Here is a 24,734-nt window from a genome sequence, read left to right as displayed (position 1 = left end):
CGCGTGCGTTTTCGGGTTGTCCGTAGCCTTGGGGGGGGGGCGGCCCGCTGCTGGGGGGGGGGGGGGCCGGCGGGCGGGGGGGGCGGGGCGGCCCCCCCCCCCCCCCCCCGCCGGGGGTGCCGCAACGGGGGCGGGCGGAGCCTCCGGGAGAAGTGAGTACGCGTACTCAGGACTTCGGTGGAGGCCGGTGGCCAGAATCGGCGGGTGAGCGAAACTCCCTCCCGTCGCGGGCGCCGGTGGCGACCCGGGCCGACGTCCACCGGCGCGGATGTCGCACTGGGCGTGTTCCTGCTGATGGTCCTGGCCGTGTTCTTCGTGTACGGGGAGTTCGGGGCCGCGATGGAGAAGTGGGCGCGGTCGTACGACGGCCTCGCCGGGCAGGAGGAGATCCGGCGCATCCGGCAGCAGGAGGCCAACCGGATCGGCTACTTCATGGCGACCACCCTCGGCGTGGCCGGCCTCGCGGTGTGGGCCCGCCGCCGGTGGACCGCCGGGCTGATGGTGGTCGGGATGCTGCTCTTCGTGGTGCTCCTGGGTCTGATGCAGCACGCCGACCGCTGAGGGGGGTCGGCCGGCCGACGCGGTACCTGCCCCGCACCGGGACCGACTTCCCCCACCTCGGAGCAGGAGGTCGGACCGGCCGACTTCCTGCTCCGAGGTGGGCCGTCGCGGGGCGCTGGGGTGCTCATCCGAGTCCGCAGAGTCTCCGAACGAGATCACTTCCGAGCCGTCAGATGATCACGTGTACTCGTTCGCCGGAGATTTGCGATAACTTGGCACGCCTCAGCGCGGTGGCCCACCCGCGGGCGGAATCCGCCCCCTGGACCGGCCCGGATCCCTCATCCAGGGATCGTTGCTGATCGCTGCAGCGGGGGCCCCGGCGAACACCATGACCTGGCTCCCGCATGGCAGTTGTACCGTGATCCAAATCAAGGGGGACTCTTCACCATGCGTGCTTCGCACAAGCGCTTCCTCGTGACGGCCGTTCTGCCGATCGCTCTCCTCGGGAGCATGGCCGCCCAGTGCGGCCCCGACAACGCCGACCCGGGCGGCGCCGCGACCGCAACGGCCGCGCCGACGGCCACGGCCGCACCCACGGGCTCCGCCGCGCCGGCGGGCACCGCCGCACCGACCGCCACCGCCGCCCCGACGGGCAAGCCGGGTCCGGCGAAGGCCCTGTCGTCCGATGAGCTCACCAAGGCCCTGCTGACCAAGGCGGACGTGCCGGGCACCACCAAGTCGGACAGCGGCCCGGCCGGCGGTGACAGCAAGACGGTCGCGGACAAGGCCGCCTGCCAGCCCGTGCTCGATCTGATCGACCCGATGAACGGCGCGACGAAGCCGGCCGCGGGCGTGCAGGGCATGTTCAAGACGGGTTCCGGCGGGGTCATGGTCCAGCTCAGCCAGTTCGGCGCCGGCCAGGGCGAGAAGGCGTTGTCGTCCGCCGCGGCCGTGCTCGAGTCGTGCTCCAGCATCCCGGGCTCCGTCCCCGGGAACGCCAACCAGAAGATCACGATTTCCGTGTCGAAGCTGGGCTACTCGACGCTCGGCGACGGGACCCTGGCCTTCAAGCTGTCCTTCACCGGCCAGTCGTCGGGCGAGTACTCCTACGTCTTCGTCCGGAGCGGGGACGTCATGATCAGCGTCAGCAACGTGGCGACGGGATCCGTGCCGCAGCCGGACCAGGGTGTCGTGAAGAAGCAGCTCGACCTGGTCAAGGCCGCCCAGCAGCACTGAGTCACCCGCGCGGACGGCGAACCCCTGGGGCGCATGCTCCAGGGGTTCATCCGTGCCAGGACGGCCCACCGGACGAGCCCGCCTAACCGGCTCCGGTGGCCGGCTCCTTGCGGAACCAGACGCCCACGCGGCCACAGGCGAGGCAGATGTCGTTGACCCAGCGGCCGGATCTGCCGTGGTGCTCGGTGATCGGGGTGGCCACCTCGTAGACGAAGTCGTCCTCGCCGCACCAGGGGCAGCGGGCTTCGGCGCCCTCGTAGCGGTGGAGCGTCCTCAGCTCCGTGGGCTTGCTGAGCTGCTGATAGCCGAACCAGTCACACACGCGGCACTGCAACCAGCTCATTTCCTCGCGGCGGCGTAGAGCGCCACGCAAGCGGCCGGTTTCACCCCCGCACTCCGGGCACTCCAAGACGTTCCCCCTTTCCCTTGCGGCCCCCCGCTCAGTTGAGAGCGAGGGGGCCGCCACGCTGCTACACGAGGTGGTCGAACTCGCCGGCCTTGACGCCTTGGAGGAAGGCGGCGAGCTTGGCCGGGGTGGTGCGGACGATGACCTCGCCGTCGTCGGACTCGCGCAGCTCGATCAGCCCGTCTGTGGCACGAACCTCGACGCATGCGTTACTTGAGCCGGAGTAGCTGGACTTATGCCACGCGGAGCTCGCCATTTGCCCCTCCTGGGTTCGCGATGGGTGTGGTCTCCGGCGCCTACATGCTGGGGTTGGCGAGGTGGTCGAACTCGCCAGCCTTGATGCCTTGGAGGAAGGCGGCGAACTTGGCCGGGGTAGTGCGGACGATGACCTCGCCGTCATCGGACTCGCGCAGCTCGATCAGCCCCTCGGCTGTGCGCACCTCGATGCAGTCGGCGTTTGCACCGGAGTAACTGGACTTCTGCCAGCTATGGTTAGGCATTATTTGCTTTCCATGTCCTTCTTGATGGATCGAATGAGCTCCTGGGAATCCTCTTCCGAGAGGGCCGCCGAGTCGATCCGGGCGAGCAGGGATCGGAACCGAGCCGTGTGGGCCGGTGCATCGAAGAGCAGGCAGCCGAGACTGGTGTCGGTTTGTGCCGTGTCGAGCTCGGGGATCGGACCTTCGGCATAGGTGAAGTTCTCATTCGGGACCGGAAGCACATCGACATCGAAGAGCACGACTCGTACCGAGATGGTCGGCTGCTCGGAGACCTCGATGAGGCTCCCCAGTTGTTCAGCCTGAACCTTCGGTCCGCTGAACTGCATGCGCAGCGCCGCCTCGTGGATGAACGCCGTGTATGGCGTTGCTCCGGATCGAACGATGTGCTGCCGCTTCATGCGGAAGACCGTTCTCAGGTCGATCTCGTGACGGGGAAGGGGCGAGAAGGACCGAGTGAAGACGGCAGAGGCGTACGCGCTGGTCTGAAGCAACCCGGGAATGAAAGCCATCGTGTAGGTCGAGAGGCTGCTTGCGCGGCCTTCGATCTCGGCAACCTCAAGGAAGTCTTCCGAGAGGGTTCCTCGATACTCCTCCCACCAGCCGCCTCTGTCGCGTTCGGTGATGATGTCTGCCAACGCATCGATCAAGGGCTGATTGACACACATGCACAGTCCAGCGATCGTGCGCAGGCGCTCAACGCTGATACCGGTCTTCCCGCTCTCCATCTGTGTCACATGGGCAGGGTTGATGCCAAGCGCGCGGGCGAGCTGACTGCCTCCGAGGCCGGCCTGCTCCCGCATCCTGCGTAGCTCGGCACCCAACCGCCGCTGGCGGAGAGTTGGGTTCGAACGAAGCGCCATGGGGTCCTCTCTGCGGTGGTGGGACCCAGTTTGCCTCAGAGCCGCAGCCACGATGGAGGGAACTTCCATCGGCTCGCCACAAATCTGTGGCGCCGTGCGCTATGGTCTTCCTCATAGCGATCCGACGGGTCGTCAGTAACGCCTGTTCCCCGGGCAGTAGGCGCCTGCTGCCCGCGCACCGCAGAGCAGCCACGCGTGTCCTTTCCAGTCCCGCCCTGGCCTGGCTCACGGCGACGATTCCGCCGGTCAACGAATCCACCACACCACCTTCCTTCCGGAGGTTCCCCATGTGTGCCTTCAACCCGCCCGACTGGTCCGCCGCCCGCGAGGAGCTGCGCGCCACCCTCTCCGCCGCCGGCTGGCCGGACGACCTCATCCACGACGCCGAGCTCGCCCTGCACGAGATCTTCGTCAACGCCTGGCGGCACGGCGGCAGCCCCGCCCCGCTGGTCGTCGTCCTGCTCCTCGACCGGACCCTGCGGGTCTCGGTCGCCGACGACAGCCCCGCCCTCCCCGAGCCCCGCGTCTCCGCCGACCCCTACGAGCTCTCCGGCCGGGGCCTGCACCTCGTCCGTTCGCTCACCCACCGGTTCGGCACCGACCCCCGCAAGCACGGCGGCAAGTCCGTCTGGTTCGAGCTGGACGCCGCCGCGTGAACGCCGACCGCACCCCGATCGCGCCCGACGACCCCCGGATGCGCACCTACACCGAGCCCGAGGTCACCGCCCTCCTCCGGGAACTCCACACCATCGGACGCGAGTTCGGCGTCCAGTGGGGCTCCGCCACCACCCACCACAGCACCGTCGACGGCCGCCTCCTGATCAACTTCGGCGCCGCGCCCGTCGCCACCCTCGTCAACCTGCTCGACCTCCTCCGCACCACCAGGGGGGCGAGCCGGCCGTGGACGTCCTGATCCCCCGCGTCGAGCGCACGACCGCCGCCTACCTCGCCGTCGAGCGCGTCCCCGACGCCGTCGTCCAACTCCGCCTGGCCGTCGACCTCGACGTCCACGCCGGACCCGGCGAACAGCTCGCCTTCGCCCTCACCCGCGACCAGGCGCACGAACTGCTGCACGGCCTCGCCGCCCACCTCGGCCACCGCGTCCTCGGGATCCGCCGGTGAACGCCATCGCCCTCACGGCCTTCGCGGTGCTCGTGGCGCTCGCCATCGCGACCGTCGCGCTCGGCGTCGTCACCGCCCTCAGGGTCACCGCCGACGCCACCGCGCCGCCGCCCATCACCCGGCACGGCCGCTGGGAACTGCGCCGACTCCCCGACGGCACCCACGAATACGCCTGGATCGCCCGCCAGGCCGGCCACTTCGGCCCCGAGGTCCCCCGACCGCCGACCACCCGCGGACGGCACCGCATTCCCGACTGAACCCTCATCCGGCACCCGGGCCCTCGCCGCCACGGCGGGGGCCCGCCGCGTTCACGCCTCGGCGCCCCGCACCGGAAGTCGGCCCGGCCGACTTCCCGCTCCACCCTCGACCGCCGGCACCCCGAGGAAGGGCAGCGGCACGTGCCCCGGCAGCACCAGGAAGGCGAAGAACAGCTGGGCCACGATCAGCAGGAGCAGCGGCCAGAGCCCGGCGAGGAGCACCATCAGCATCGGCAGGGCGCTGGGCAACAGGCCCACGAGCGCACCGACCTCGGCACCGCGTTCCGCGCGAGGGGCCTGGACGAGCAGCAGCACGACGGTCGGGACGTGCACCCAGATCACCACCAGGCCGAGCAGGGCGAGGCCGAGGTCGATCCCCGGGGCGTCCCGTCCACCCGTCACGATCAGCCACACGGCCGTGGTCAGCAGGAGGAACGGCGTCAGGCAGCAGACGAGGTACTGCACCACCGCCCGCCCGAGCCACCGCATCTCCGCCCGCCACCTCGCCCTCGACCGCCGGACCAGCAGCCGGCTCGCGAGGAACAGCCCGGCCACCGCGCCCGACGCCTCCAGTGGGGCGAGGCTCCAGAAGTCGACCTGCCGCGACAGGAGGCACCAGGCCACCAGCCCGACCGGCTGCGCCGCCACCAGCACCGCGGCCGGCGGCCGCCACCACGCCCGTACGCCCGTCAACCGACCCACCCCCGATATTGAACGCGTTCAAAATCGAGCCAGATGCTACTCCCACCGCCCCGGGCACACAACAGCCCCCACCCGGAACCGGGTGCCACGACCCGCGCCACCGGGGGGCGGCCGGGCCCCGCCACCCCGGCGAGGCCCGGCAACGCCCGGCGCAGCCCGGCAACGCCCGGCAACGCCCGGCCCGTCACGGTCAGCCGCGGTCAGCCGCGGTCAGCCGCGGTCAGTCCCGGTCAGCCGCGCAGCAGCACGTCCGCGAACTCCCGCACCCGGTCCGCGGTGATCCCCTCGCGCTGTTCCACCGCGAGCGGGTGATCGGTCGGCTCCAGCTCGATCAACGGACGCCGCCCGACGGCCTGCGTGAGGACATGGGTCTTGAGCAGGAGCGTGGTGTCCGGATACACGGGCAGCTCCGTCGACAGCCAGCCGAAGTACGGGGGCTCCTGCACGCGCGCCGGGTCCTCCCAGAGGTCGTGCATCCGGGCGAAGTTCGGCTCGCTCAGGGAGACCCACACCCCCCAGGCGAACGTCTCTCCACTGTCGCGCACCGGGATCTCGATCAGGCCGTGGACGTAGAAGTGCCGGCCCTTGATCACGCAGACGTCGGCGGTCAGCTCGCTGTCGCGGCGCCGCGCGTACCGGGGCTTCCACCCCACCGGGGCCGGAGCCCCGTAGGAGAGCGGCGGGCCGTCCAGCGGCTCGGTGCAGCAGGCGCAGACATGGGGGTGCTCGGCGGACATGGCGACGAGCCTAACCCGCTGGTCAGCGGCGTGACCGAGGCCGTACGGCGGGCCGCTCCGCCCCCTGCCCGCGGCGCCCGCCCGCACACCGCACGGGGTGGGGCGCGGCGGCCGGGCACCGCCGGGCGCGCGTCCGCACGGCCCGCGGGAGCCGGCCCGGACCGCCCCTGAGCCGGCCCGGCGGACCGCATCACCTCAAACATCCCGGTATCGGCCGGTTTTGGCGGGACGTCGGCGGCAGGGGGGTCGCTGTCGGCCTGTCAGCCGCGCTCCCTATGCTGTGCTGCCGCGCCCCGGTTTCCGGTAGCCGACTCGGGTGCGCAGGACCGCCTTCTCCAGCCCGGCGCCGCCCGGGCCTCTTCCGCTTCCCAGGGAGAACGTCATCACCACGCACACCGGCCCTCGTCGCCGAATACTCACCACCCTCGGCGTGACAGCGATCCTGTCCGCCGGGAGCCTGGGTGCGGCACACGCCGCAACCGGCACGCCGACGGCCCCCACCAAGGACGTCCCCTACCTCGGTCACACGTTCAAGGTCCCGGCCGACTGGCCGGTGATCGACCTGACGGCCGATCCGACGGCTTGCGTCCGCTTCGACCAGCACGCCGTCTACCTGGGCACCCCCGGGACCCGCCAGAACTGCCCCGCGCACCTCGTGGGCCGCACCGAGGCGCTGCTCGTGGAGCCCGGTGCCGCCGACGCGCCGTCCGCCACGACCGTGTCGGACGTCGACCGGAAGGTCCGCGCCACCGCTCCGGGGATCACGGCCACCGGCGTGTACGACGGCGACCAGGCGCTCGTCCGGACCGTCCTCGCCTCGGCCGGCTTCCCCGCCACGGCGACGAAGGCGCCGGCGCCCGCCCCCACCCGGAGCACCAAGCCGTCGGCCGGGGCCGCCGCGTCCTCCCCGATGGAGTCCGCGGCGGCGGCGCCCTCGGCGGCGGGGGCACCCGCCGCGGCACCGGCGGCCGGGGCCGCGCTGCCCGCCGACGCGACCAGGTACACGGGCAAGGGCTTCGACGCCTGCTCGGCGCCCGACGCCGCCACGATGGCCGCCTGGCGCGCCAACTCGCCGTACCAGGCCGTCGGCATCTACATCGGCGGAGCCGGCCGGGCCTGCAGCCAGCCCAACCTGACGGCGTCCTGGATGCAGCAGCAGTACGCCGCCGGCTGGCGCTTCATGCCGGTGTACGTCGGCCTCCAGGCCTCGAAGATCACCTCGCCGGCCGCCCAGGGCGCCGCCGCGGCCGACGACGCCGTCGCGCAGGCGTCGGCCCTCGGGCTCGCGCCGGGGAGCGTCCTGTACTACGACATGGAGTCCTACAACGTCGCGACGTACTCCGCGACCGTCCAGGTCTTCCTGTCCGCCTGGAACGCCGGACTCCACGCCCGCGGCTACAACTCGGGCGTCTACAGCAGCGCCTCGACCGGCATCGCGGACCTGGTCTCCAACGCCGGGAGCGGCAAGGGCTACACCATGCCCGACGTGCTGTTCACCGCGCGGTGGAACGGGGTGGCGGACACCAACGACGCGGCCGTCCCGAGCGCCGCCTGGAACAACCACCAGCGCATCCACCAGCACGACGGCGACGTCACCGAGACCTGGGGCGGCGTCACGATCAACATCGACCGTGACTACCTCGACGTCCAGGTCGCCACCACGCCCAGCGGGCGCCAGACGCTGACGGGCATCTACCGCCCGAGCAGCCAGGTCTTCGCCATGGCCGACAGCGGCGGCGGCCTCGTGCGGGCCGTGGCCTTCGGGAACCAGGGCGACGTCCCGCTGGTCGGGGACTGGACCGGCCAGGGCCGCGACACCATCGGCATCTACCGGCCGAGCGACGCCTCGTTCTACCTCACCAGCGACAACGCGACGGTCACCATCGCCGTCCCCTTCGGCGACCGCGGCGACGTCCCGCTGGTCGGGGACTGGACCGGCCAGGGCCGCGACACCATCGGCATCTACCGGCCGAGCGACGCGGCGTTCTACCTGACCAACGACAACCGGACGGTGAGCCTCTCCATCAGCCTGGGCGACCGCGGCGACATCCCGATGGTCGGCAACTGGAGCGGCACGGGCAAGGACACCGTCGGCATCTACCGGCCGAGCACGCACGGCTTCTACCTGAGCAACTCCAACACCTCGGTCACCATCGACCACTCCGTCCTGTTCGGCGACCAGGGCGACGTCCCGGTCAAGGGCGACTGGAACGGGAGCGGGACGGACAAGGTCGGCATCTTCCGGCCGAGCGCGGCCGCCTTCTACGGCGCGTTCTACGACTCCGGCTCGCCGCTCTACAGCGTGCGGTTCGGCGAGGCCTCCGACACGCCGATCACCGGGCGCTGGTGACCCCGCCGGTGACCCGCGACCTCGTCACCCGTGACCTCCTGAGCTGACAGGCCGACAAAGAACGGGCCCTCTCCCCCACACCGGGGAGAGGGCCCGTTGTCCGTGGCCGCCGGGCCGCAGGGGCGCAGGGCCGCCGGGCCGCAGGGCCGCCGGGCCGCCGGGCCGCGGCAGTGACGTTCCGTCAGGCGGTGGCCGTGACGCCCTCGGCCGCCTGGGGCGCCTCGGCCGCCTGGGCCGGGACGGTGACCGCCGGGCCGGCGAGCAGGTCGCCGGTCGGGTTGCCGTAGGCGACCAGGTCGAGCGTCTTCTCCCGGGCCGCGACCAGGACGGGCACCAGCGCCTGGCCGGCGACGTTCGTGGCCGTCCGCATCATGTCGAGGATCGGGTCGATCGCCAGCAGCAGGCCGACGCCCTCCAGCGGCAGGCCCAGGGTCGACAGGGTCAGCGTCAGCATCACGATCGCGCCGGTCAGACCGGCCGTCGCCGCCGAACCGATGACCGAGACGAAGGCGATCAGCAGGTAGTCCTTGATCCCCAGGTCGATGCCGTACACCTGGGCGACGAAGATCGCGGCCAGCGACGGGTAGATCGCGGCGCAGCCGTCCATCTTGGTGGTCGCCCCGAACGGGACGGCGAAGCTCGCGTACTCGCCCGGCACCCCGAGCCGCTCGGTCACGCGCCGGGTCACCGGCAGGGTGCCGACGGACGAGCGCGAGACGAAGGCCAGCTGGATGGCGGGCCAGGCGCCCTTGAAGAAGTTCAGCGGGTTGAGGCCGGCGGCGAACTTCAGCAGCAGGGGGTAGACGCCGAACAGCACCAGCGCGCAGCCGACGTAGATGTCGACGGTCAGGGTGGCGAAGGGCTCCAGCAGGTCCCAGCCGTACTTGGCGACGGACTTGCCGATCAGGCCGAGGGTGCCGAGCGGGGAGAGCCGGATGACCCACCACAGGGCGGTCTGCACCAGCTCCAGCACGGACTCGCTGAGCTTGAGCACGGGCTCGGCCTTGCCGCCCAGCTTGATGATCGCCGCGCCGGCCACGATCGCCAGGAAGACGATCTGCAGCACCTCGACCTCGGTGAAGGCGGTGACGATGTTGGTCGGGAAGACGCCGGTCAGGAAGTCGACCCAGCTGCCGGTGGACTTCGGCGGCGCCAGACCCTCGGTCTTGAGGTCGGTGCCCTCGCCCGGGTTGGTCAGCAGGCCGAGACCGAGGCCGATCGCGACGGCGATCAGCGAGGTGACGGCGAACCAGAGCAGCGTGCGGACGGCCAGCCGGGCCGCGTTGGTCACGTTCCGCAGGTTGGCGACGGACACCACGATCGCGGTGAACACCAGCGGCGGGACGGCCAGCTTGAGCAGCTGGACGAAGGTCTTGCCGATCGTCTCCAGGGTGGTGGCCAGCCAGGAGACGTCGGCGGCGCGGGCCAGGTAGCCGAGGCCGACGCCGAGGACGAGGCCGGCGACGATCTGGACCCAGAAGGGCGTCCTGCGGACGCGGGCGAGCACGGAGGGCGACGAGGTCGCCTCGGGCGCTGTGGACATGACGGTGCGACTCCGGGGAGGGCGTTGCTGACGGTGGGGTGAGGCGCGGGAAGGCGGCACGGCGCAGGGGCCGAACGGTGAGGGTGCGACCCCCGGTCAGGGGCGTGCCGCCCGCATACAGCTCATGGCGCGACAACGGCGCGGGCTGTCCACAGCACCCGGCAGGCAGCACCGGCGGGCGGCGCCGGGCATGGTGCCCAGGCCGTTCATCCGGGGTGCTCCTGAGGTGGTCATGGCCGACACGTTAGCAGTAAAGGTTTGAGATGTTCAAAGTTGTTGTTTGAGATAGGCCGCGCCCTCCGATCAATTCCGGACACGAACGAGACTGACGCACCATCAGATCTTCGGATCCCGCCCGATTGACCGCCTGCCGGTTATACGTATAACTTGGACAGCGTCCCCCGCCCACGCCTGCCCGACCGGAGAACCGTGCCCATGGGCTACGTCGCCCTGCTCCGCGCCCCGCACGTCAGCCGCCTCCTCCTCGGCACCCTGCTCGGCCGCCTCCCCGCCGGCATGACCGCCCTGGTGATCGCACTGGCCCTGCGCGAGGCCGGAGCGCCGTACAGCCGGATCGGGCTGGCCACCGCCGCCTACGCGATCTCGGCCGCCGTCGGCGGGCCGGTCCTGGGCCGGATCGTGGACCGCACCGGGCAGCCGCGCGTGCTGCTCGCCTCCGCGGTGATCGCCGGCGGCGGCTACGCGCTGCTCGCGCTCGCCCCGGGCTCCGCGCTGGCCGCGCCGCTCGGCGCCGCCGTCGCCGGCCTGGCCATGCCGCCGCTCGAACCCTGCCTGCGCTCACTCTGGCCGGATGTCGTCGAGGAGGAGCAGCTCGACACCGCGTACGCCTTCGACTCCGCCTCGCAGCAGATCCTCTACGTCGCCGGACCGCTCGCGGTCGCCGGGATCGCGGGCGCGGTCAGCCCGGTCGCGGCGCTCTGGGTCGCCGCCGGGCTGGGGCTCGCCGGGGCCCTGATCGTGGCCACCACCGCACCGGCCCGGGCCTGGCAGGCGCCGCCGCGCGCGCACTCGGCCGGCCTGCTCGGGCCGCTCCGCTCCCCCGGACTCGTCCTGCTGCTGATCGGCCTGGCCGGCGCCGGCTGGGCGGTCGGCGCGCAGAACGTGCTGTTCATCGCCTACGCCGAGGCGCACGAGGGCGCACTGCCCGGCGGCGCCGGCACGCTGCTGGCCCTGGCCGCGCTCGGCGGGCTGCTCGGCGCGCTCGCCTACGGCGCGGTGCGGTGGCGCAGCAGCACCGCCACCCGGACGTGGGTGATGGCGGTCGGCATGGCCGTCTCCTACCTGCCGCTGGTGGTGCTGCCCGGGCCGTGGGCGATGGCCGGGCTGGCCTTCCTCTCCGGGATCGGGCTGGCGCCACTGCTCGCGGCCGCCTTCGTCCTGGTCGCCGAGCTGGCGCCGGCCGGCACCGTGACCGAGGCGTTCGCCTGGCTGGTCACGCTCTTCGCGACCGGCAACTCGCTCGGCTACGCCGTCTCCGGCCACCTCGCCGAGGGCTCGCTGCACTCGGTGGCGCTCTGCGCGGCCGGCGGGATCGGGCTCGGCGGGCTGCTGCTGTTCGGCGCCCGCCGCTGGTTCCGGCCCGCGCCGGTGGCCGCCGCACCGGTGGCGGAGCCGGTCCCGGTGGGCTGAGCGCCCACCACCCCAGACGCGACCGCGCCCGTCGGACAGGTGGTCTGGCCGACGGGCGCGGCCGCTCCCGCTCCTCCCACGGTTCTTCGGCGCCCCCGGTCGATCCGGCGCCGGGCGGCTCGCTCAGCGCTCCCCGCGGTCGAGCGCGGCGACCTCGCGGACGGCGGCGGCGATGGCCGGGGCGTCCTTCTTCAGGAGCGCGCCGTGGTTGCTCGCGACCTTCGCGCTGATCCTGATGTTCGGGTTGCGGGCGGTCACCGCGTCGAGGCTGGTGCGGATCCGCTCCTGCTCGTCACCGCGGCTTCCGAGGGAGGACCCCGAGGCGACCACGTACCGCACCGGCGCGGTGATGCCGTCCAGCACGGGGCCCAGCTCGCGCTCGCGGGAGATCCTGCCGAGCTCGATGTTGCTGGTCGCCATCTGCTCGGCGTTCATCCGCGGGACCAGGCCCGTCGGGCGCAGCAGCGGCATGAACCAGCTCCACTGCCGGAACTGCTTGCGGATCCGCCGCTCCATGGCCTCGTCGAGCCAGTCGTAGGGGAACGCGCCGTCGACCATGACCGCGCCCAGGGCCCGCTCCGGATTCCGCTGGGCCCAGTGCGCCGCCACGAACGCGCCGTAGGACCAGCCCACTACCAGCGCCCGCTCCACGCCCCTGGCCGCGAGGACGGCGTCGACGTCCCGGACGGCGGCCTCGAAGGAGTAGTCCGCCGAAGGCCGCGACTTCCGGCCGCGGGCGCGCTCGTCGTAGGTGATGTGCCGCCACCCCGCCCCCAGCTCGGCGATGACCCGCCGCCAGTACCCCTGGGTGGCGAAGTGGCCGTTGAGGTAGAGCACGGGGATGCCGGGCCCGCCGGTGTCGGTGACGGCCAGGGCCGTGTCGTCGACCGGCACCATGCCGGTCCAGGCCGAACCGGTCGGGGCGGTGCTGTTGTTCGTCATGGGTTCCCCCCTTGTCGTGTCGGGGCCGGGCGGGTCCGCCTCGGCTCCGGTCGTGGTGCGGTTCTGGCGTGGTTCTGGCGCGGCGCGTTCCTGGCGCGGTTCTGGTCGCGGCCCGGCTCGGGCCCGGGCGCGTTTCTGGTCCCGGCTCGGGCCCCGGCTCGGCTCGGGCGCCCGCTCGGCTCGGGTCCCGGACCGGTCGGGTCAGAGGCTGCGGGCGGTGATGTCGCCGCGGGAGGTGGTGGCGTGGATGTCGAGTGCGGCGGTGCCGTCGTTGCGGAGGGCGTTGGTGACGCGGCCGTAGGCGGTGCCGGCGTCCAGGGTGGCCGAGACGCCGGCGGCGGCGCCGACCGTGATGTCGCCGGACTGGGTGCTGAGCCGGACCGTGCCGCGGACGGCCTCGGCGATCCGGATGTCGCCGCGCTGGGTGCTGATCTCCGCGGGACCGCCGAGGCGGCCGATCTCGACGTCGCCGTCGGTCGCGGTGAGGCGGACGCCCGCGGCCTCGTCGATCTTGATCCGGCGGTAGGCGCCGTCGAAGACGACGTCGCCGAGCCGGCCCACGCCGCGGAGCTCGGAGCTGGCGGACTCGGCCTCGACGCGGGAGCCGGTGGGCAGCTTGACGGTGATCTCCACGGAGCCGGAGGGTCCGAAGAGCTGGTTCTTCGGCGCGGGGGTGTGGATCCGCAGGACGCCGTCGGCGTAGGAGACGGTGGTCTGCTCGGCGGTCTGAACGTCACGGCCCTTGGCGGGGTCGGCCGGCAGGACCTCGACGACGGTGTCGGTGCGGTCGGCGGCGATGAACTGGAGGCGGCCGGCGGGGACGTCCAGGACGGCGGCGATCGGGGCGGGGGTGTCGAACTTCTGCATCGTGCTCTCCTGAGCTCGCTCGTGTTTCTGACATTGGAAAAGCTACGTTGCTTTCCAATGTCAGGCAACATGCTCGTTGCGCAAAATCAGCATCAATGCAGGTGAAGGCCGGAAAATCATTGCAACAACCCTGACGCTTAACGCAACGTCCGCGCTCGTTCGTTGCAATGGAGTGAGGGTGAACGCTATGCTGGGGCCACCACGCGACCACGAAGGAGACCCGATGCCGGGAGGCAGGCTCACCCAGCAGGAACGCCAGCAGATCGCGCAAGGGGTGGCCGACGGGCTCCCCTACGCCGAGATCGCCCGCCGCCTCGAACGTCCGACCTCGACGATCACGCGTGAGGTGATGCGCAACGGCGGCCCCACCGCCTACCGCGCCGACCTGGCCCACCGCGCCACCGAACGCCGCGCCCACCGGCGCCGGCCCGCCTCCTCCCGGGGGCCGGAGTCGGCCCCCCTGCCGCACGGACGCGACGCCGAGGCCGTGCGCGAGTACGAGGAGACGCTCACCACCGTCCTCATGCAGTCGGGCGCGCCCAAGATGATGTCCCGGGTGCTGGCCTGCCTCTACACCACCGACGCGGGCAGCCTCACCGCGTCCGAACTCGCCCAGCGCCTCCAGGTCAGCCCGGCGTCCGTCTCCAAGGCGATCACCTTCCTGGAGAGCCTGGAACTCGTCCGCCGCGAACGCGACGAAGGCCGCCGCGAGCGCTACATCGTCGACGACGACCTCTGGTACCAGTCGATGCTCCGCAGCGCCCGGGACAACGCCAAGTTCTCCGAGACCGCACTGCAGGGCGTCAGCGTCCTCGGCCCGGGCACCCCGGCCGCCACCCGTCTGGAGAACGTCGCCCGCTTCCTCGACTTCGTCAACGAGGGGATAGTCCGCGCCGCGGAGCAGGCCCGCGAGGTCCTCTACACGAAGCCCGGAACGGCCCCGGACGACGACACCGCCTGAGCCGCCGTCGGATCAGGCCGAGGCGGCGGTGGAGGAGCGCAGGACCAGCGAGGTGGCCAGCGGCGGCACCGGGGTGACCGGCTCGCCGCGGAGCAGGTCGGCGAGGGCGGCGACGCCTGCCCGGCCCAGCCGCTCGCCGGGCAGGTCGACGGTGGTGAGCGGCGGTGCGAGCAGCGCGGCCACCGGCACGTTGTCGATGCCGACCACCGAGAGGTCGTCCGGGACCTTCAGCCCGAGCTCGGCGGCGGCCTGGTAGACGCCGGAGGCCACCACGTCGTCGTCGCAGATCACCGCGTGCGGGCGGTCCGGGTGCTCCAGCATCCTGCGGGCGACGCTGCGGGCGGCCGGCTGGCCCTCGTTGAGGCTGACGCCGAACTCGACCACGTCCAGGCCGAGCGCCCCGACCGCCTCCTCGAAGGCGGCCTGGCGGACCCGGAAGGTGTAGGCGGAGTGGGTGGAGCGCAGCCGGCCGATCCGGCGGTGGCCGAGCCCGGCCAGGTGCTCGACGGCGGCGCGCATGCCGCCCGCCACGTCCAGCTCGATGGTCGGCCGGGCCCGGTCGGTGCCGGGGTCCGCGTCCAGGAAGACGGCGGGGGTGTCGGCGGGCAGCTCGCCGAGCTGGCTGTCGTCCGGGGAGCAGATCAGCAGGCCGTCGAAGCGGCTGGTGGTGGCCGCGTCGGCCAGGGTGGCGCTGCCCCAGCCGGAGCTGACCACGACGGCCAGGCCGTGCTTGCCGGCCTCCTCGTGGACGCCCTCCAGCACCCGGCCGAAGAACGGGCCGAGGATGTTCGGCACGGCCAGCAGGATCATGCCGCTGCGGCCGAGGCGCAGTTGCCGGCCGGCCGCCTGGGGGCGGTAGCCGAGGCTGCGGGCGGCCTCCCGGACCCGCTCGCGGGTGGCGTCGGAGACCCGGCGGCCGGCCTCCGAGCCGGAGAACACCAGCGAGACGGTGGCCTGGGAGACCCCGGCGAGCCGGGCGACGTCCCGCCCGGTGGGCTTGCGGACCGGCGCCGGCCACGTCCCGCTGGCGCCCTCGGCGGGCACGGCGGCCCGCTCGCCGGACGCGGCGGCCGGCTCGCCGGACGTGCCGGTCTGATCGCCGGACGCGGCGGTCGGCCCCCCGGGCAGTGCGGAGGCACCGGAGGTCGGACCGGCCGACCTCCCGTGCGCGCGCTCGTCGTGCCGGGGCGCTGGACCTGAGGCTGGTGCGGGCACGGCGGTGGTGCGGGTCAGCCGTTGACGGCCGCCGAGCGGGCGGCCTCGTCGGCCGCGTCCTCCTCGGCGTTCTGCGCAGCGATCCGCTCGGCCGTCCGGTTGCGCAGGCCGGTCACCTTGCCGGCGATCTGGGCCGACATCTCGTCGCGCTGCTTGCTCAGCAGGACGTAACTGAGCGGCGCCGAGAACACCGCGGCGAGCAGGAAGAGGAAGACGACGCCCAGCTCGCCCTTGACCGGGATCAGCTGGAAGTGGCCGAGCAGCAGCATGACCAGCAGGCAGCCGAGGAAGACGCTGACCCGCAGGGAGGTGTAGCGGAGGGTGGCGTGCGACTTGTCGCTCACTTTGCTCACCGGGGACACATCCTTCTCTGCGCGGGGCCGGCCGGTCTCCCAGTGAAGCATGCCTGACGGGCCGCGCGGGGAAGGGGTCGCCCGTCCCGTCGCCCGGTCCCGCGCCGGCCGGCCGCCGCGACCGCCCCGTCAGCGCAGGTCGAGCCACATGGTGACGTCGTCGCGGTCGTCCCCGGGGGCGACCCGGATCGCCGCGGGCACCCGGCCGACCTCGGTGTACCCGCAGCGGCCGTAGAAGGTCTCCAGGCCGAGACCGCCGCGCAGGGTCAGCCGGACGCCGTCCAGGCCCCAGGCCCGGGCCACCCGCTCGGCCTCGGCCATCAGCTCGGCGCCGTAGCCGCGCCCCTGGAAGTCCGGGTGGACCATGACCCGCTTGAGCAGCCGCCAGTGGTCCATCGGCCCGAACCGCATCGACTCGAAGAACAGCAGGCCGGCCAGCCGCCCCGTCGCGGCCTCGTGCGCCACCAGCAGCCGGTCCGGCTCGCCGGGCCCGACGCCGGCGAACTGCGCGTCGGCGGTCTTCCAGACCTCGTCCTCCGTCACCGGGGCGACGAAGCCGACGGCACCGCCCGCGTTGGTGACGTCCGTCCAGAGGCGGACGATCCGGGCACGCAGGTCGGGGTCGAGCACGGGGTCCAGGGTGAAGGAGAGCGCCATGATCGCGGAGCCTACCCGCCGGCCGGGCCCGCCGCCCTGCCGGTCGGGCCGCTACGAAAGGGCCTGGAACCGGGCCCGGACCAGGGCCTGGGACAGGGCCCGGGACAGCCCCTACGACAGGACCGGGACCACCCGGGGTGCACCGGTCCCCCGCAGGGCCAGGCAGAGCACGACGGCGACCGCGCAGAGCCCGCCGGCCGCGTACCAGGCGAGGTCGTAGCTGCCGAGCGCGTCCCGGGCCAGGCCCGCCAGGCCGGCCACCACCGCGGCGCCGATCTGGTGGCAGGCCAGCACCCAGCCGAAGACGATCGGCGCGTCCTCGCCGAAGTGCCGGCGGCAGAGTGCGACGGTCGGCGGCACGGTGGCCACCCAGTCCAGGCCGTAGAAGATCACGAAGGCCAGGATCGGCGGCTCCAGCGAACCGGCGAACAACTGCGGCAGCAGGAACAGCGACAGCCCGCGCAGCGCGTAGTAGACGACCAGCAGCAGCCGGGAGTCGAAGCGGTCCGTGAACCAGCCGCTGGCGATCGTGCCGACCACGTCGAAGACGCCGATCAGCGCGAGCAGGCTCGCCGCGGTGGTGACCGGCAGGCCGTGGTCGTGGGCGGCCGGGATGAAGTGGGTGCCGACCAGCCCGGCGGTGGTCGCGCCGCAGATCGCGAAGGAGCCCGCCAGCAGCCAGAACGCCCGGCTGCGGCCCGCGTCGCGGAGCACCCGCAGCGAGCGGGCCAGCGCCCGCCCGTCGGCGGGCACGGCGGGCGGCTCCTCGGTCGCGCCGTACGGGAGCAGGCCGAGGTCGGCCGGGCGCTCGCGCATCAGCAGCAGCACCGGGACGGCGACCGCGCTGGCCGCCAGCGAGACCACCACCACCGCCGAGCGCCAGCCGTGCTCCTCGACCAGCCAGGCGCCGAGCGGCAGGAAGACCAGGTTGCCGGCCGCACCGGCCGCGGTGAGCACGCCGGTGACCAGCCCCTGCCGGGCCCGGAACCAGCGGCCGGTGATCGTGGTGGCGAACGCGCCGGCCATCGAGCCGCTGCCGAGGCCGACCAACACGCCCCAGCAGAGCACCAGTTGCCAGGGTTCGCGCATCAGCATGGTCAGTCCGGCGCCGACCGAGACGGTGAGCAGCGCGCAGACCACCACCAGCCGGACGCCGAACCGGTCCATCAGGGCGGCGGCGAAGGGGGCGGTGAGGCCGTAGAGGGTGAGGTTGACCGAGGTGGCGCTGGAGATCGTCCCCATCGACCAGCCGAACTCGTTGTGCAGGGCGTCCATCATCAGGCCGGGCGTGGAGCGGAACCCGGCCGAGCCGAGCAGCACCAGCAGGGCGACGGCGGCCACCACCCAGGCGTAGTGCACGCGCGGGGCGCGGGTGCCCGCGGAGGTGGGGGCGGCTTCGAGCGTGGGGGCGTTCCGTTCGTTCACCCGGCCGAGTCTCCCGAACGGCCCGAACGCCCACGAGTGGCCTGACTGCCAGCTTTCGCAAAGATCGGGCCACCGGCCCGGCGTACGCTGGCCCGACGGACGACCGGCGGAAGGAGCACGGGGTGGCGCACAAAGTGGCGGTACTGGCCCTGCACGGGGTGATCGCCTTCGAACTGGGCATCCCCGCGCGGATCTTCGAGTCGGCCAAGGACGCCGACGGCGTCCCGTACTACCGGGTGGCCACCTGCACCGTGGACGGGCGGCCGGTCGCCACCAGCACGGACTTCCGGGTCGCCGTCGACCACGGGCCCGAACTGCTGGAGTGGGCCGACACCGTGGTCATCCCGGCCTCCGCCGACCCGGGGCCGAAGCAGGTGGACGCCGAGCTCGGCCCCGACCTGACCGCGGCACTGGCCCGGATCCGGCCCGGCACCCGGCTGGTCTCGATCTGCACCGCCTCCTTCGTGCTGGCCGCCGCCGGCCTGCTCGACGGCCGCCCGGCCACCACCCACTGGAGCTACACCGACCGGTTCGCCGCGCTCTTCCCGAAGGTCCGGCTCGACCCGGACGTGCTGTTCACCGACGACGGCGACGTGCTCACCTCGGGCGGGGTGGCGGCCGGCGTCGACCTCTGCCTGCACATCGTGCGCCGCGACCACGGCAGCACGGTGGCCAACGCGGTGGCCCGCACCTGCCTGGTGCCGCCGTGGCGCGAGGGAGGCCAGAAGCAGTACGTGACGCTCCCCCGCCCGGCCGTCGAGACCGGCCCCGGCACCGCCGCCGTCCGGGCCTGGGCGCTGGAGCACCTGGACCGGCCGCTGCCGCTGCGCCTGCTCGCCGACCGGGCCGGGATGAGCGTGCGGACCTTCACCCGGCGGTTCCGCGAGGAGACCGGCGCCAGTCCGGGCCAGTGGCTGACGGTGCAGCGCACCGAACGGGCCCGGCAGCTGCTGGAGCGCACCGACCTGACGATCGACCAGGTCGCGCGGGAGTCCGGTTTCGGCACCGCCGCCTCGCTCCGGCTGCAGCTGCGCGGACGGCTGGACGTCGCGCCGAGCGCGTACCGGCGCACCTTCCGGACGACCGCGCCGGCCGACTGACGGGCCGACGCCGGGACTCACCCCGGAGCGACCGGGAACCGGAGCCCCGGGAACGGGAGTGACCGGAACCGGAGCCTCAGGAACGGGAGCGACCGGAACCGGAGCCCCGGCGACCGGAGCGACCAGAACCGGAGCCCCCGGAAAACGATCCGGCGGGTGGCCGGAAAGCGACCGCCGGAATGGGCGGATTGGATGGCGGCAGGCCGCACGCACCCCGAGCACGGCACGGCAGGCCGCCATCCAACCGCGAAGCACGGGCCCTGAACCCGCGCCACCGCTCTCCGCACTCGCCGAGGAGCCACCCCGCGATCGGCCTGCTATGGCCCCCCTGCTGACGTGGTCCCCCTGGACAGCAGCACCGTAGCGGCATTCGGGTGTTCCCTCGGCGTCCCCTCGCGACGGAGCGCTGCTCCCAAGCGTGATCAGTCGGATACGTCACGTCAATGGCTTGTCGGAAATTCGGAATGGTTGCGTCAGGTTTCGGCCCGATGATCGTCGCAGGCGGGAACGGCCCTGCGGAGCGGCGTCATTGCGCCAGCGCGGCCCAGTCCACAGCGGCCAGCGGATCCACCGGCGTGGCGTCCGCGCCGATCTCGCACCAGACCCGCTTGCCCGAACCGTCCGGATACCAACCCCAGCGGTCGCAGAGCAGCTCGACCAGTTCCAGGCCGCGCCCATTGGTGGCGTCGGCGTCCGCGCCCGCGCGGCGGGGGGCGGGGGCCGCCTGGCTGGCGTCCGCGACCTCGACCCGGAGCGGGCCCAGGGCGGGCGCCCCGGGCTCTCCGGGCTCCCCGTGCGCCCCGGCGGCGCCCGGGGCGCCCGTCGCCGCCCGTTCCGCGCCCGGCGCGGCGCACTCCATCGGGAAGCAGAGCCGCAGCACGGCCGGACAGCCGGTGTGCACCACGGCGTTGGTCACCAGCTCGGAGACCACCAGGACCACCGTCTCGGCGATCGGGGCGTCCGGGTCCACGCCGTGGTTGAGCAGCCGCGAGCGCACCCACCGGCGGGCCCGCCCGACCTCGGCCGGATCGGCCCGCACCGCCAGCTGTACCTGAAGAACCTGCACCGCTCCACCACCCGCACTCGCAGTTCGGCCGTCGTCTCGATCGGGCCGGATCGTCCAGCCGGCCGGCCCCGGCACCCGCCGGGCCACCGCACACCCCGGGCCGCGTCGCACGTTTTCGCCCACCGCACGGCACACCCGGTCCGTCGCACCCGCGCCATCTCGTACGTCGCGCACAGGCTGCGACACGAATACGCCTCAGGATGAGTCGGCGGGAGGGGCGCAGCAAGCGCTTCGGGCATATTCCAGCGATCGGGGGACAGCGCAGTGCATACTGTCCCGTTCACTCTCGCGAGCCTCGCACCGGCGCTCGTCCGGCCCGGTCCCGGCGGGCCGGACACGCAGAGGTGAACCTACCGCCGGGCGCCCCCGGAACCGGGACCGCCACTCGCGAACCACCCGTGCGACACGTGTCCAGCGCCCGTCGAACAGGGGGAATCGGACTGCAGATCCCACGATGTGACGATCCGAAACCGCGAGCTCCGATCTTCACCGAATCCGCCCGCCCCCGGAAGGCCGCAAGATACCGTTGGGTAAGTCAGCGAACCCCACGGTAGGAGGGTGGTTCCCGATGGCCGCCCCCGGCCGCTCCCCGCGCTGGGACGAACAGCTCCAGCGCCGGCTCGCCCGCGGCGAGGAGACCGCGCTCGGCGAACTCTACGACCAACTGGCGCCGATGGTGCACGGGCTGGCCGGCCGGATCCTCGCCGACGAGGCCGCCGCCGCCCAGCTCACCCGCGAGATCTTCGCCCACGTCTGGGAGCACCCGCACTCCTTCGACCCGGCCCAGGGCTCGCTCCGGTCCTGGATCGGCTCGCTGACGCACCGCCGCGCGGTGGACCGCCTCCGGATCCGGCGCGCCGCCGAGGGCGAGGGCCTCGACCAGGGCACCGGCGGCGCGTACGGCGGGAGCCGGCCCGACGGGGACCCGTACGGCGGGAGCCGGTACGACGCGAACTCCCCCGTGGAGGAGGAGATCCGGACCGTCGCCACCGCCGCGCGGATCCAGTACGTGGTCGACTCCCTGCCGCAGACCCTGCGCGAGACCATCACGGTGTCGTACTACGGCGGCCGCACCTACCAGGAGACCGCCCGTCGGCTCGGCATCAGCGAGCAGATCGCCAAGCAGCGGATGCGGCTCGGCCTGGAGCTGCTGGCCACCGAGCTCGCCGAAGAACGCGAGCGCCAGCAGCAGGCCCGCCAGGCCCGGCAGGCCCAGCAGCGCGGCCACCGGCCGGGCGGGGCGGCGTCGGGCGGGCACTCGTCGGACGCGGCGGCGCCGGACCGGCCGGAGCCGGGCGCGGCCGGCCCGGACGAGGCGGCAGCGCGCAGAGCGGAGCACCACGGAGCGGCACGGCGGGACACGGCACGGCGGGACACGGCACCGCAGGACGCGACAGCGCACGACGAAGCAGCGCACGGCCGAGCGACGCACGACGGAACAGCACACGACGAAGCAGTGCACGACGAAGCAGTGCACGACGACCGGCACCGGAACGAGGACGGGGGCACGTGACGACCACCGAAGAGCAGCACGAGGCCCTGCGCTCGCTGCTCGGCGCCTGGGCCCTGGGCGCCTGCCCGCCCCGCGAGGCCGCCGAGCTGGAGCGGCACCTGCGGGCCTGCCCGGACTGCGCCGCCGAGGCCGCCCGGCTCCGCGAGGCGGCCGGCTGGCTCGCCCTCGACGAGCCGCTCGACCAGCCCGGTTCGCTGCGCCAGCAGGTGCTCGACTGGTGCCTGGCCCGGCGCCCGGCCGACCTGCCCGTCCCGGCCTGGGGCGCGGCCTACACCGCCGAGACCGCCAAGCTCGACGCGCTGCTGCGCGACCTCGGCCCGGAGGAGTGGCAGGAGGTGGCCGAACTCCCCTGGCACGGCGGCACCGAGTACCTCCGCCCGGCCGAGGTGCTCTGCCACCTCGCCGCCGTCGACGGGTACCTGGCCGTCGCGCTCGGCCTGCCCGACCCCGTCCCGGGCGTTCCCGTCCCCGGCGGGCCCGCCCCGGCCGCCGGCCGCCGGGTGCCGCCGCAGGACCCCGGCCCGCCGGCACCGAAGGTGCCCGCGCAGGGCGGCCCGTGGGCCGGGATCACCGAGCGCACCGCCCGGCTGACCGCCGACCAGGCCGGGCAGCCGCCGCAGACCGTCCGGGCCCGGTGGCGCCGGCACTGCCACGAGCTGGTCCGCACCGCCGCGCTGGCCCCGCAGGGCAACACCCCGGTCGACTACGGCTTCGCGACCGTCCCGCTGCGCGACGCCTTCGTCGACCGGGCCTTCGAGTGCTACGTCCACGGCGAGGACGTGGCCCGTGCGGTGGCGTACCCGTACGACCCGCCGGCGCCGCAGCACCTGCGGCAGATGGTCGACCTGGCCGTCCGGATGCTCCCGCCGGCCCTGGCCGGACTGCGCGCCGCGCGGCCCGAGCACGCCGGGGCGCCCGCGGCCGCGCGGGACGGCGACGGCCGGAGCGGCGGAACGGGCCGGCTGGTCCGGCTGGTGATCGACGGCCCCGCGGCCGGCGAGTGGCTGATCCCCCTGGACGGCCAGGAGAGCGGCCCGCCCGGCGGGGAGCCGGTGGCCGCGATGGTGCTGGACGGGCTGGAGTTCTGCCAGCTGGCCGCCGCGCACCGCGACCCGGACCGGCTGCCGGTCGGCGCGCACGGTGACCGGGCCGCGATCCGCGAGGTGCTGCACGCGGCGCCGCTGCTCTCCCGGCCCTGAACCGGGCGAGCCCTGAGCCCGGCGGACCGTGAAACCGGCGGGGCTCAGGGCCGCGGGAGGCTCAGGGCCTCGGGCCGCGGGGGCCTCAGGGCCTCAGGGCCTCAGGCGAAGACGACGGTGCGGTTGCCGTTCAGCAGCACGCGGTGCTCGCTGTGCCACTTCACCGCGCGGGCGAGCGCCTGGCACTCGACGTCCCGGCCGAGCGCGACCAGCTGGTCCGGGGTGACGTCGTGGGTCACCCGGGCCACCTCCTGCTCGATGATCGGGCCCTCGTCGAGGTCGGCGGTGACGTAGTGCGCGGTGGCGCCGATCAGCTTGACGCCGCGGGCGTGCGCCTGGTGGTACGGCTTGGCGCCCTTGAAGCTCGGCAGGAAGGAGTGGTGGATGTTGATCACCTTGCCGGACAGCGCGGTGCAGAGCTGGTCCGAGAGCACCTGCATGTAGCGGGCCAGCACGACCAGCTCGACGTTCTCCTTGGCGACCAGGTCCAGCAGCTGCTGCTCCGCCTCGGCCTTGGTCTCCTTGGTCACCGGGATGTGGTGGAACGGGATGCCGAAGCCCTCGGTGAGGCCCTGGAAGTCGGTGTGGTTGGAGACCACCGCGGCGATCTCCACCGGCAGCGCGCCGATCCGGCTGCGGAACAGCAGGTCGTTCAGGCAGTGCCCGAACTTGCTGACCATCAGGATGATCCGCATCCGCTCCTCGGTCGGGTGGATCTGCCAGTCCATCCCGAAGGAGGCCCCGATCGCGGCGAAGCTGGCCCGCAGCTTGTCGAGGGTGACCGGCTCGGCGGCGGAGAAGTGCACCCGCATGAAGAACAGGCCGCTGTCCCCGTCCCCGAACTGCTGGCTGTCGATGATGTTGCAGCCGGTCATGAAGAGGTAGCTGGAGACCGCGTGGACGATGCCCTGCTTGTCGGGGCAGGACAGCGTGAGGACGTACTGTGCACTGGCCGTCTGCTGTTCCACGGTGGGGTTGTCCCGTCCTGAGGTCGTGGTTGTCGGTGAATGGTCCAGCGTGTCACATCCTGGACAGCCGCCGTCGGGCTGCCCGCACTGCGGGACGGCCCCGACCGGTCCCCGGGCGCGGGCCGGCCTCCCGGCGGGGGCGGGGACCTCAGCCGGCGGTCAGGATGCGGAGCACCTCGAGCGAGCGCGGCGGGACGTCCGGGTCCTCGCCGTCGCCGAGGGCCAGCTTGACGTGCGCCTCGCGGGCCGCCCGGACCGCCTCCGGCCAACCGTGGTGGCCGAGGTAGGCGGAGGCCGGGGCGTCCGCGCCGACCTCGTGCAGGATCCGGACCACGCGCAGCACCGCGACGTCCACCACGGCGGCCTCGGCGGAGTCCCGGAAGATCGTGCCGACGTACTTCTCGGCCGACCAGCGGTCCAGCCAGGTGTCCTCCACCAGCCGGTAGACGGCGTCGGTCACGTCACCGAAGCCCTCCCGGCCGGCCAGCCAGGTCTCCTGCTGGAAGCCGGGGTCGGACAGCATGTGCAGCGCCGAGCGCAGTCGGGCGCGCCAGCGCCACCAGGGCAGGTCGTTGAGCGGCATGCCGCCCATCGTGCTGGAGCG

At 73.3% G+C, this 24,734-nt stretch carries 28 protein-coding genes; 12 read left to right on the top strand and 16 right to left on the bottom strand.

Going from position 1 to position 24,734, the window contains the following annotated elements; translation table 11 throughout:
* The first annotated feature begins 204 nt into the window (after positions 1–204).
* Together ACFVHB_RS02695 and ACFVHB_RS02690 are read left to right on the top strand one after the other, a co-directional pair.
* Entirely contained in the window at positions 205–561 is a 357-nt protein-coding gene (locus tag ACFVHB_RS02695; RefSeq protein WP_380314423.1) for a DUF6234 family protein, read from the top strand.
* 387 nt (positions 562–948) lie between these two features.
* Positions 949–1,737, top strand: a complete 789-nt coding sequence (locus tag ACFVHB_RS02690; RefSeq protein WP_380314422.1) for a hypothetical protein — start codon at positions 949–951, stop codon at positions 1,735–1,737.
* An 82-nt stretch (positions 1,738–1,819) separates the two neighbouring features.
* On the opposite strand, the gene ACFVHB_RS02685 is transcribed toward ACFVHB_RS02690, so the two are convergent.
* From ACFVHB_RS02685 to ACFVHB_RS02670, 4 genes are all read right to left on the bottom strand, one after another.
* Positions 1,820–2,080, bottom strand: a complete 261-nt coding sequence (locus ACFVHB_RS02685; protein ID WP_380314421.1) for a hypothetical protein — start codon at positions 2,078–2,080, stop codon at positions 1,820–1,822.
* Positions 2,081–2,207: 127 nt separating this feature from the next.
* The gene (locus ACFVHB_RS02680; RefSeq protein ID WP_380314420.1) at positions 2,208–2,399 is read right to left on the bottom strand and encodes a DUF397 domain-containing protein; all 192 of its coding nucleotides are present in this window, start codon (positions 2,397–2,399) and stop codon (positions 2,208–2,210) included.
* A 40-nt stretch (positions 2,400–2,439) separates the two neighbouring features.
* A complete protein-coding gene (locus ACFVHB_RS02675; RefSeq protein WP_380314419.1) occupies positions 2,440–2,643 on the bottom strand; it encodes a DUF397 domain-containing protein in 204 nt (67 codons plus the stop codon).
* A complete protein-coding gene (locus ACFVHB_RS02670) occupies positions 2,643–3,503 on the bottom strand; it encodes a helix-turn-helix domain-containing protein (protein ID WP_380314418.1) in 861 nt (286 codons plus the stop codon). Before ACFVHB_RS02670 ends, ACFVHB_RS02675 begins: the two co-directional genes overlap by 1 nt.
* 287 nt (positions 3,504–3,790) lie before the next feature.
* Here ACFVHB_RS02670 and ACFVHB_RS02665 point away from each other — a divergent pair, with 287 nt between their 5' ends.
* The 4 genes from ACFVHB_RS02665 to ACFVHB_RS02650 are packed head-to-tail and all read left to right on the top strand — an operon-like array spanning position 3,791 to position 4,882.
* Entirely contained in the window at positions 3,791–4,159 is a 369-nt protein-coding gene (locus ACFVHB_RS02665; protein WP_380314417.1) for an ATP-binding protein, read from the top strand.
* Positions 4,156–4,416: a hypothetical protein gene (locus tag ACFVHB_RS02660; RefSeq protein WP_380314416.1), complete on the top strand. Its 261-nt coding sequence runs from the start codon at positions 4,156–4,158 to the stop codon at positions 4,414–4,416. Before ACFVHB_RS02665 ends, ACFVHB_RS02660 begins: the two co-directional genes overlap by 4 nt.
* Positions 4,404–4,625 (top strand): hypothetical protein, encoded by a 222-nt coding sequence (locus tag ACFVHB_RS02655; RefSeq protein ID WP_380314415.1) that lies wholly within the window; start codon positions 4,404–4,406, stop codon positions 4,623–4,625. Before ACFVHB_RS02660 ends, ACFVHB_RS02655 begins: the two co-directional genes overlap by 13 nt.
* A complete protein-coding gene (locus ACFVHB_RS02650) occupies positions 4,622–4,882 on the top strand; it encodes a hypothetical protein (RefSeq protein WP_380314414.1) in 261 nt (86 codons plus the stop codon). The genes ACFVHB_RS02655 and ACFVHB_RS02650 overlap by 4 nt, the downstream gene beginning before the upstream one ends.
* A 51-nt stretch (positions 4,883–4,933) precedes the next feature.
* Here the strand turns inward: ACFVHB_RS02650 and ACFVHB_RS02645 are convergent, their stop codons facing one another.
* Together ACFVHB_RS02645 and ACFVHB_RS02640 are read right to left on the bottom strand one after the other, a co-directional pair.
* Entirely contained in the window at positions 4,934–5,584 is a 651-nt protein-coding gene (locus ACFVHB_RS02645) for a hypothetical protein (RefSeq protein ID WP_380314413.1), read from the bottom strand.
* A 230-nt stretch (positions 5,585–5,814) separates the two neighbouring features.
* Positions 5,815–6,321: a DUF2199 domain-containing protein gene (locus ACFVHB_RS02640; RefSeq protein WP_380314412.1), complete on the bottom strand. Its 507-nt coding sequence runs from the start codon at positions 6,319–6,321 to the stop codon at positions 5,815–5,817.
* Between the two features lie 430 nt (positions 6,322–6,751).
* Here ACFVHB_RS02640 and ACFVHB_RS02635 point away from each other — a divergent pair, with 430 nt between their 5' ends.
* Positions 6,752–8,671 carry a DUF1906 domain-containing protein gene (locus ACFVHB_RS02635; protein ID WP_380314411.1) on the top strand — a complete coding sequence of 640 codons (1,920 nt, stop codon included), beginning with the start codon at positions 6,752–6,754 and terminating at the stop codon, positions 8,669–8,671.
* Positions 8,672–8,852: 181 nt separating this feature from the next.
* Here the strand turns inward: ACFVHB_RS02635 and ACFVHB_RS02630 are convergent, their stop codons facing one another.
* Positions 8,853–10,214 (bottom strand): dicarboxylate/amino acid:cation symporter, encoded by a 1,362-nt coding sequence (locus ACFVHB_RS02630; RefSeq protein WP_380314410.1) that lies wholly within the window; start codon positions 10,212–10,214, stop codon positions 8,853–8,855.
* Positions 10,215–10,649: 435 nt separating this feature from the next.
* Here ACFVHB_RS02630 and ACFVHB_RS02625 point away from each other — a divergent pair, with 435 nt between their 5' ends.
* Positions 10,650–11,864, top strand: coding sequence for an MFS transporter (locus ACFVHB_RS02625; RefSeq protein ID WP_380314409.1), 1,215 nt, complete (start codon positions 10,650–10,652; stop codon positions 11,862–11,864).
* Between the two features lie 123 nt (positions 11,865–11,987).
* Here the strand turns inward: ACFVHB_RS02625 and ACFVHB_RS02620 are convergent, their stop codons facing one another.
* Entirely contained in the window at positions 11,988–12,806 is an 819-nt protein-coding gene (locus tag ACFVHB_RS02620) for an alpha/beta fold hydrolase (RefSeq protein ID WP_380314408.1), read from the bottom strand.
* A gap of 201 nt (positions 12,807–13,007) precedes the next feature.
* Positions 13,008–13,673 carry a DUF4097 family beta strand repeat-containing protein gene (locus ACFVHB_RS02615; RefSeq protein ID WP_380314407.1) on the bottom strand — a complete coding sequence of 222 codons (666 nt, stop codon included), beginning with the start codon at positions 13,671–13,673 and terminating at the stop codon, positions 13,008–13,010.
* Between the two features lie 223 nt (positions 13,674–13,896).
* Here ACFVHB_RS02615 and ACFVHB_RS02610 point away from each other — a divergent pair, with 223 nt between their 5' ends.
* On the top strand, positions 13,897–14,634 hold the full coding sequence (locus ACFVHB_RS02610; RefSeq protein WP_380314406.1) for a helix-turn-helix domain-containing protein: 738 nt from the start codon (positions 13,897–13,899) through the stop codon (positions 14,632–14,634).
* 12 nt (positions 14,635–14,646) lie between these two features.
* Here ACFVHB_RS02610 and ACFVHB_RS02605 read toward each other — a convergent pair whose 3' ends face one another.
* From ACFVHB_RS02605 to ACFVHB_RS02590, 4 genes are all read right to left on the bottom strand, one after another.
* Positions 14,647–15,678: a LacI family DNA-binding transcriptional regulator gene (locus ACFVHB_RS02605; RefSeq protein WP_380314405.1), complete on the bottom strand. Its 1,032-nt coding sequence runs from the start codon at positions 15,676–15,678 to the stop codon at positions 14,647–14,649.
* A gap of 185 nt (positions 15,679–15,863) precedes the next feature.
* Positions 15,864–16,202 (bottom strand): DUF4229 domain-containing protein, encoded by a 339-nt coding sequence (locus ACFVHB_RS02600; protein ID WP_380314404.1) that lies wholly within the window; start codon positions 16,200–16,202, stop codon positions 15,864–15,866.
* Positions 16,203–16,331: 129 nt separating this feature from the next.
* Positions 16,332–16,859 carry a GNAT family N-acetyltransferase gene (locus ACFVHB_RS02595; protein WP_380314403.1) on the bottom strand — a complete coding sequence of 176 codons (528 nt, stop codon included), beginning with the start codon at positions 16,857–16,859 and terminating at the stop codon, positions 16,332–16,334.
* Between the two features lie 111 nt (positions 16,860–16,970).
* Positions 16,971–18,284 (bottom strand): MFS transporter, encoded by a 1,314-nt coding sequence (locus ACFVHB_RS02590; RefSeq protein WP_380314402.1) that lies wholly within the window; start codon positions 18,282–18,284, stop codon positions 16,971–16,973.
* Positions 18,285–18,406: 122 nt separating this feature from the next.
* Between ACFVHB_RS02590 and ACFVHB_RS02585 the strand changes: the two genes are divergently transcribed.
* Positions 18,407–19,384 carry a GlxA family transcriptional regulator gene (locus ACFVHB_RS02585; RefSeq protein ID WP_380314401.1) on the top strand — a complete coding sequence of 326 codons (978 nt, stop codon included), beginning with the start codon at positions 18,407–18,409 and terminating at the stop codon, positions 19,382–19,384.
* Positions 19,385–19,910: 526 nt separating this feature from the next.
* Here the strand turns inward: ACFVHB_RS02585 and ACFVHB_RS02580 are convergent.
* Positions 19,911–20,450 carry an ATP-binding protein gene (locus ACFVHB_RS02580; protein ID WP_380314400.1) on the bottom strand — a complete coding sequence of 180 codons (540 nt, stop codon included), beginning with the start codon at positions 20,448–20,450 and terminating at the stop codon, positions 19,911–19,913.
* Positions 20,451–21,018: 568 nt separating this feature from the next.
* Here ACFVHB_RS02580 and ACFVHB_RS02575 point away from each other — a divergent pair.
* Together ACFVHB_RS02575 and ACFVHB_RS02570 are read left to right on the top strand one after the other, a co-directional pair.
* Positions 21,019–21,963, top strand: coding sequence for a sigma-70 family RNA polymerase sigma factor (locus ACFVHB_RS02575; RefSeq protein WP_380314399.1), 945 nt, complete (start codon positions 21,019–21,021; stop codon positions 21,961–21,963).
* Positions 21,960–23,162, top strand: a complete 1,203-nt coding sequence (locus ACFVHB_RS02570) for a zf-HC2 domain-containing protein (RefSeq protein ID WP_380314398.1) — start codon at positions 21,960–21,962, stop codon at positions 23,160–23,162. The genes ACFVHB_RS02575 and ACFVHB_RS02570 overlap by 4 nt, the downstream gene beginning before the upstream one ends.
* A gap of 101 nt (positions 23,163–23,263) precedes the next feature.
* Here the strand turns inward: ACFVHB_RS02570 and purU are convergent, their stop codons facing one another.
* Together purU and ACFVHB_RS02560 are read right to left on the bottom strand one after the other, a co-directional pair.
* Positions 23,264–24,130, bottom strand: a complete 867-nt coding sequence (gene purU, locus ACFVHB_RS02565; RefSeq protein ID WP_380314397.1) for a formyltetrahydrofolate deformylase — start codon at positions 24,128–24,130, stop codon at positions 23,264–23,266.
* Positions 24,131–24,278: 148 nt separating this feature from the next.
* On the bottom strand, positions 24,279–24,722 hold the full coding sequence (locus ACFVHB_RS02560) for a hypothetical protein (RefSeq protein ID WP_380314510.1): 444 nt from the start codon (positions 24,720–24,722) through the stop codon (positions 24,279–24,281).
* Positions 24,723–24,734: the final 12 nt, after the last annotated feature.

This window comes from Kitasatospora sp. NPDC127111 (genome assembly GCF_042677465.1).
Taxonomy (GTDB): domain Bacteria; phylum Actinomycetota; class Actinomycetes; order Streptomycetales; family Streptomycetaceae; genus Kitasatospora.
This window is presented reverse-complemented; position numbering and strand designations above follow the sequence as displayed.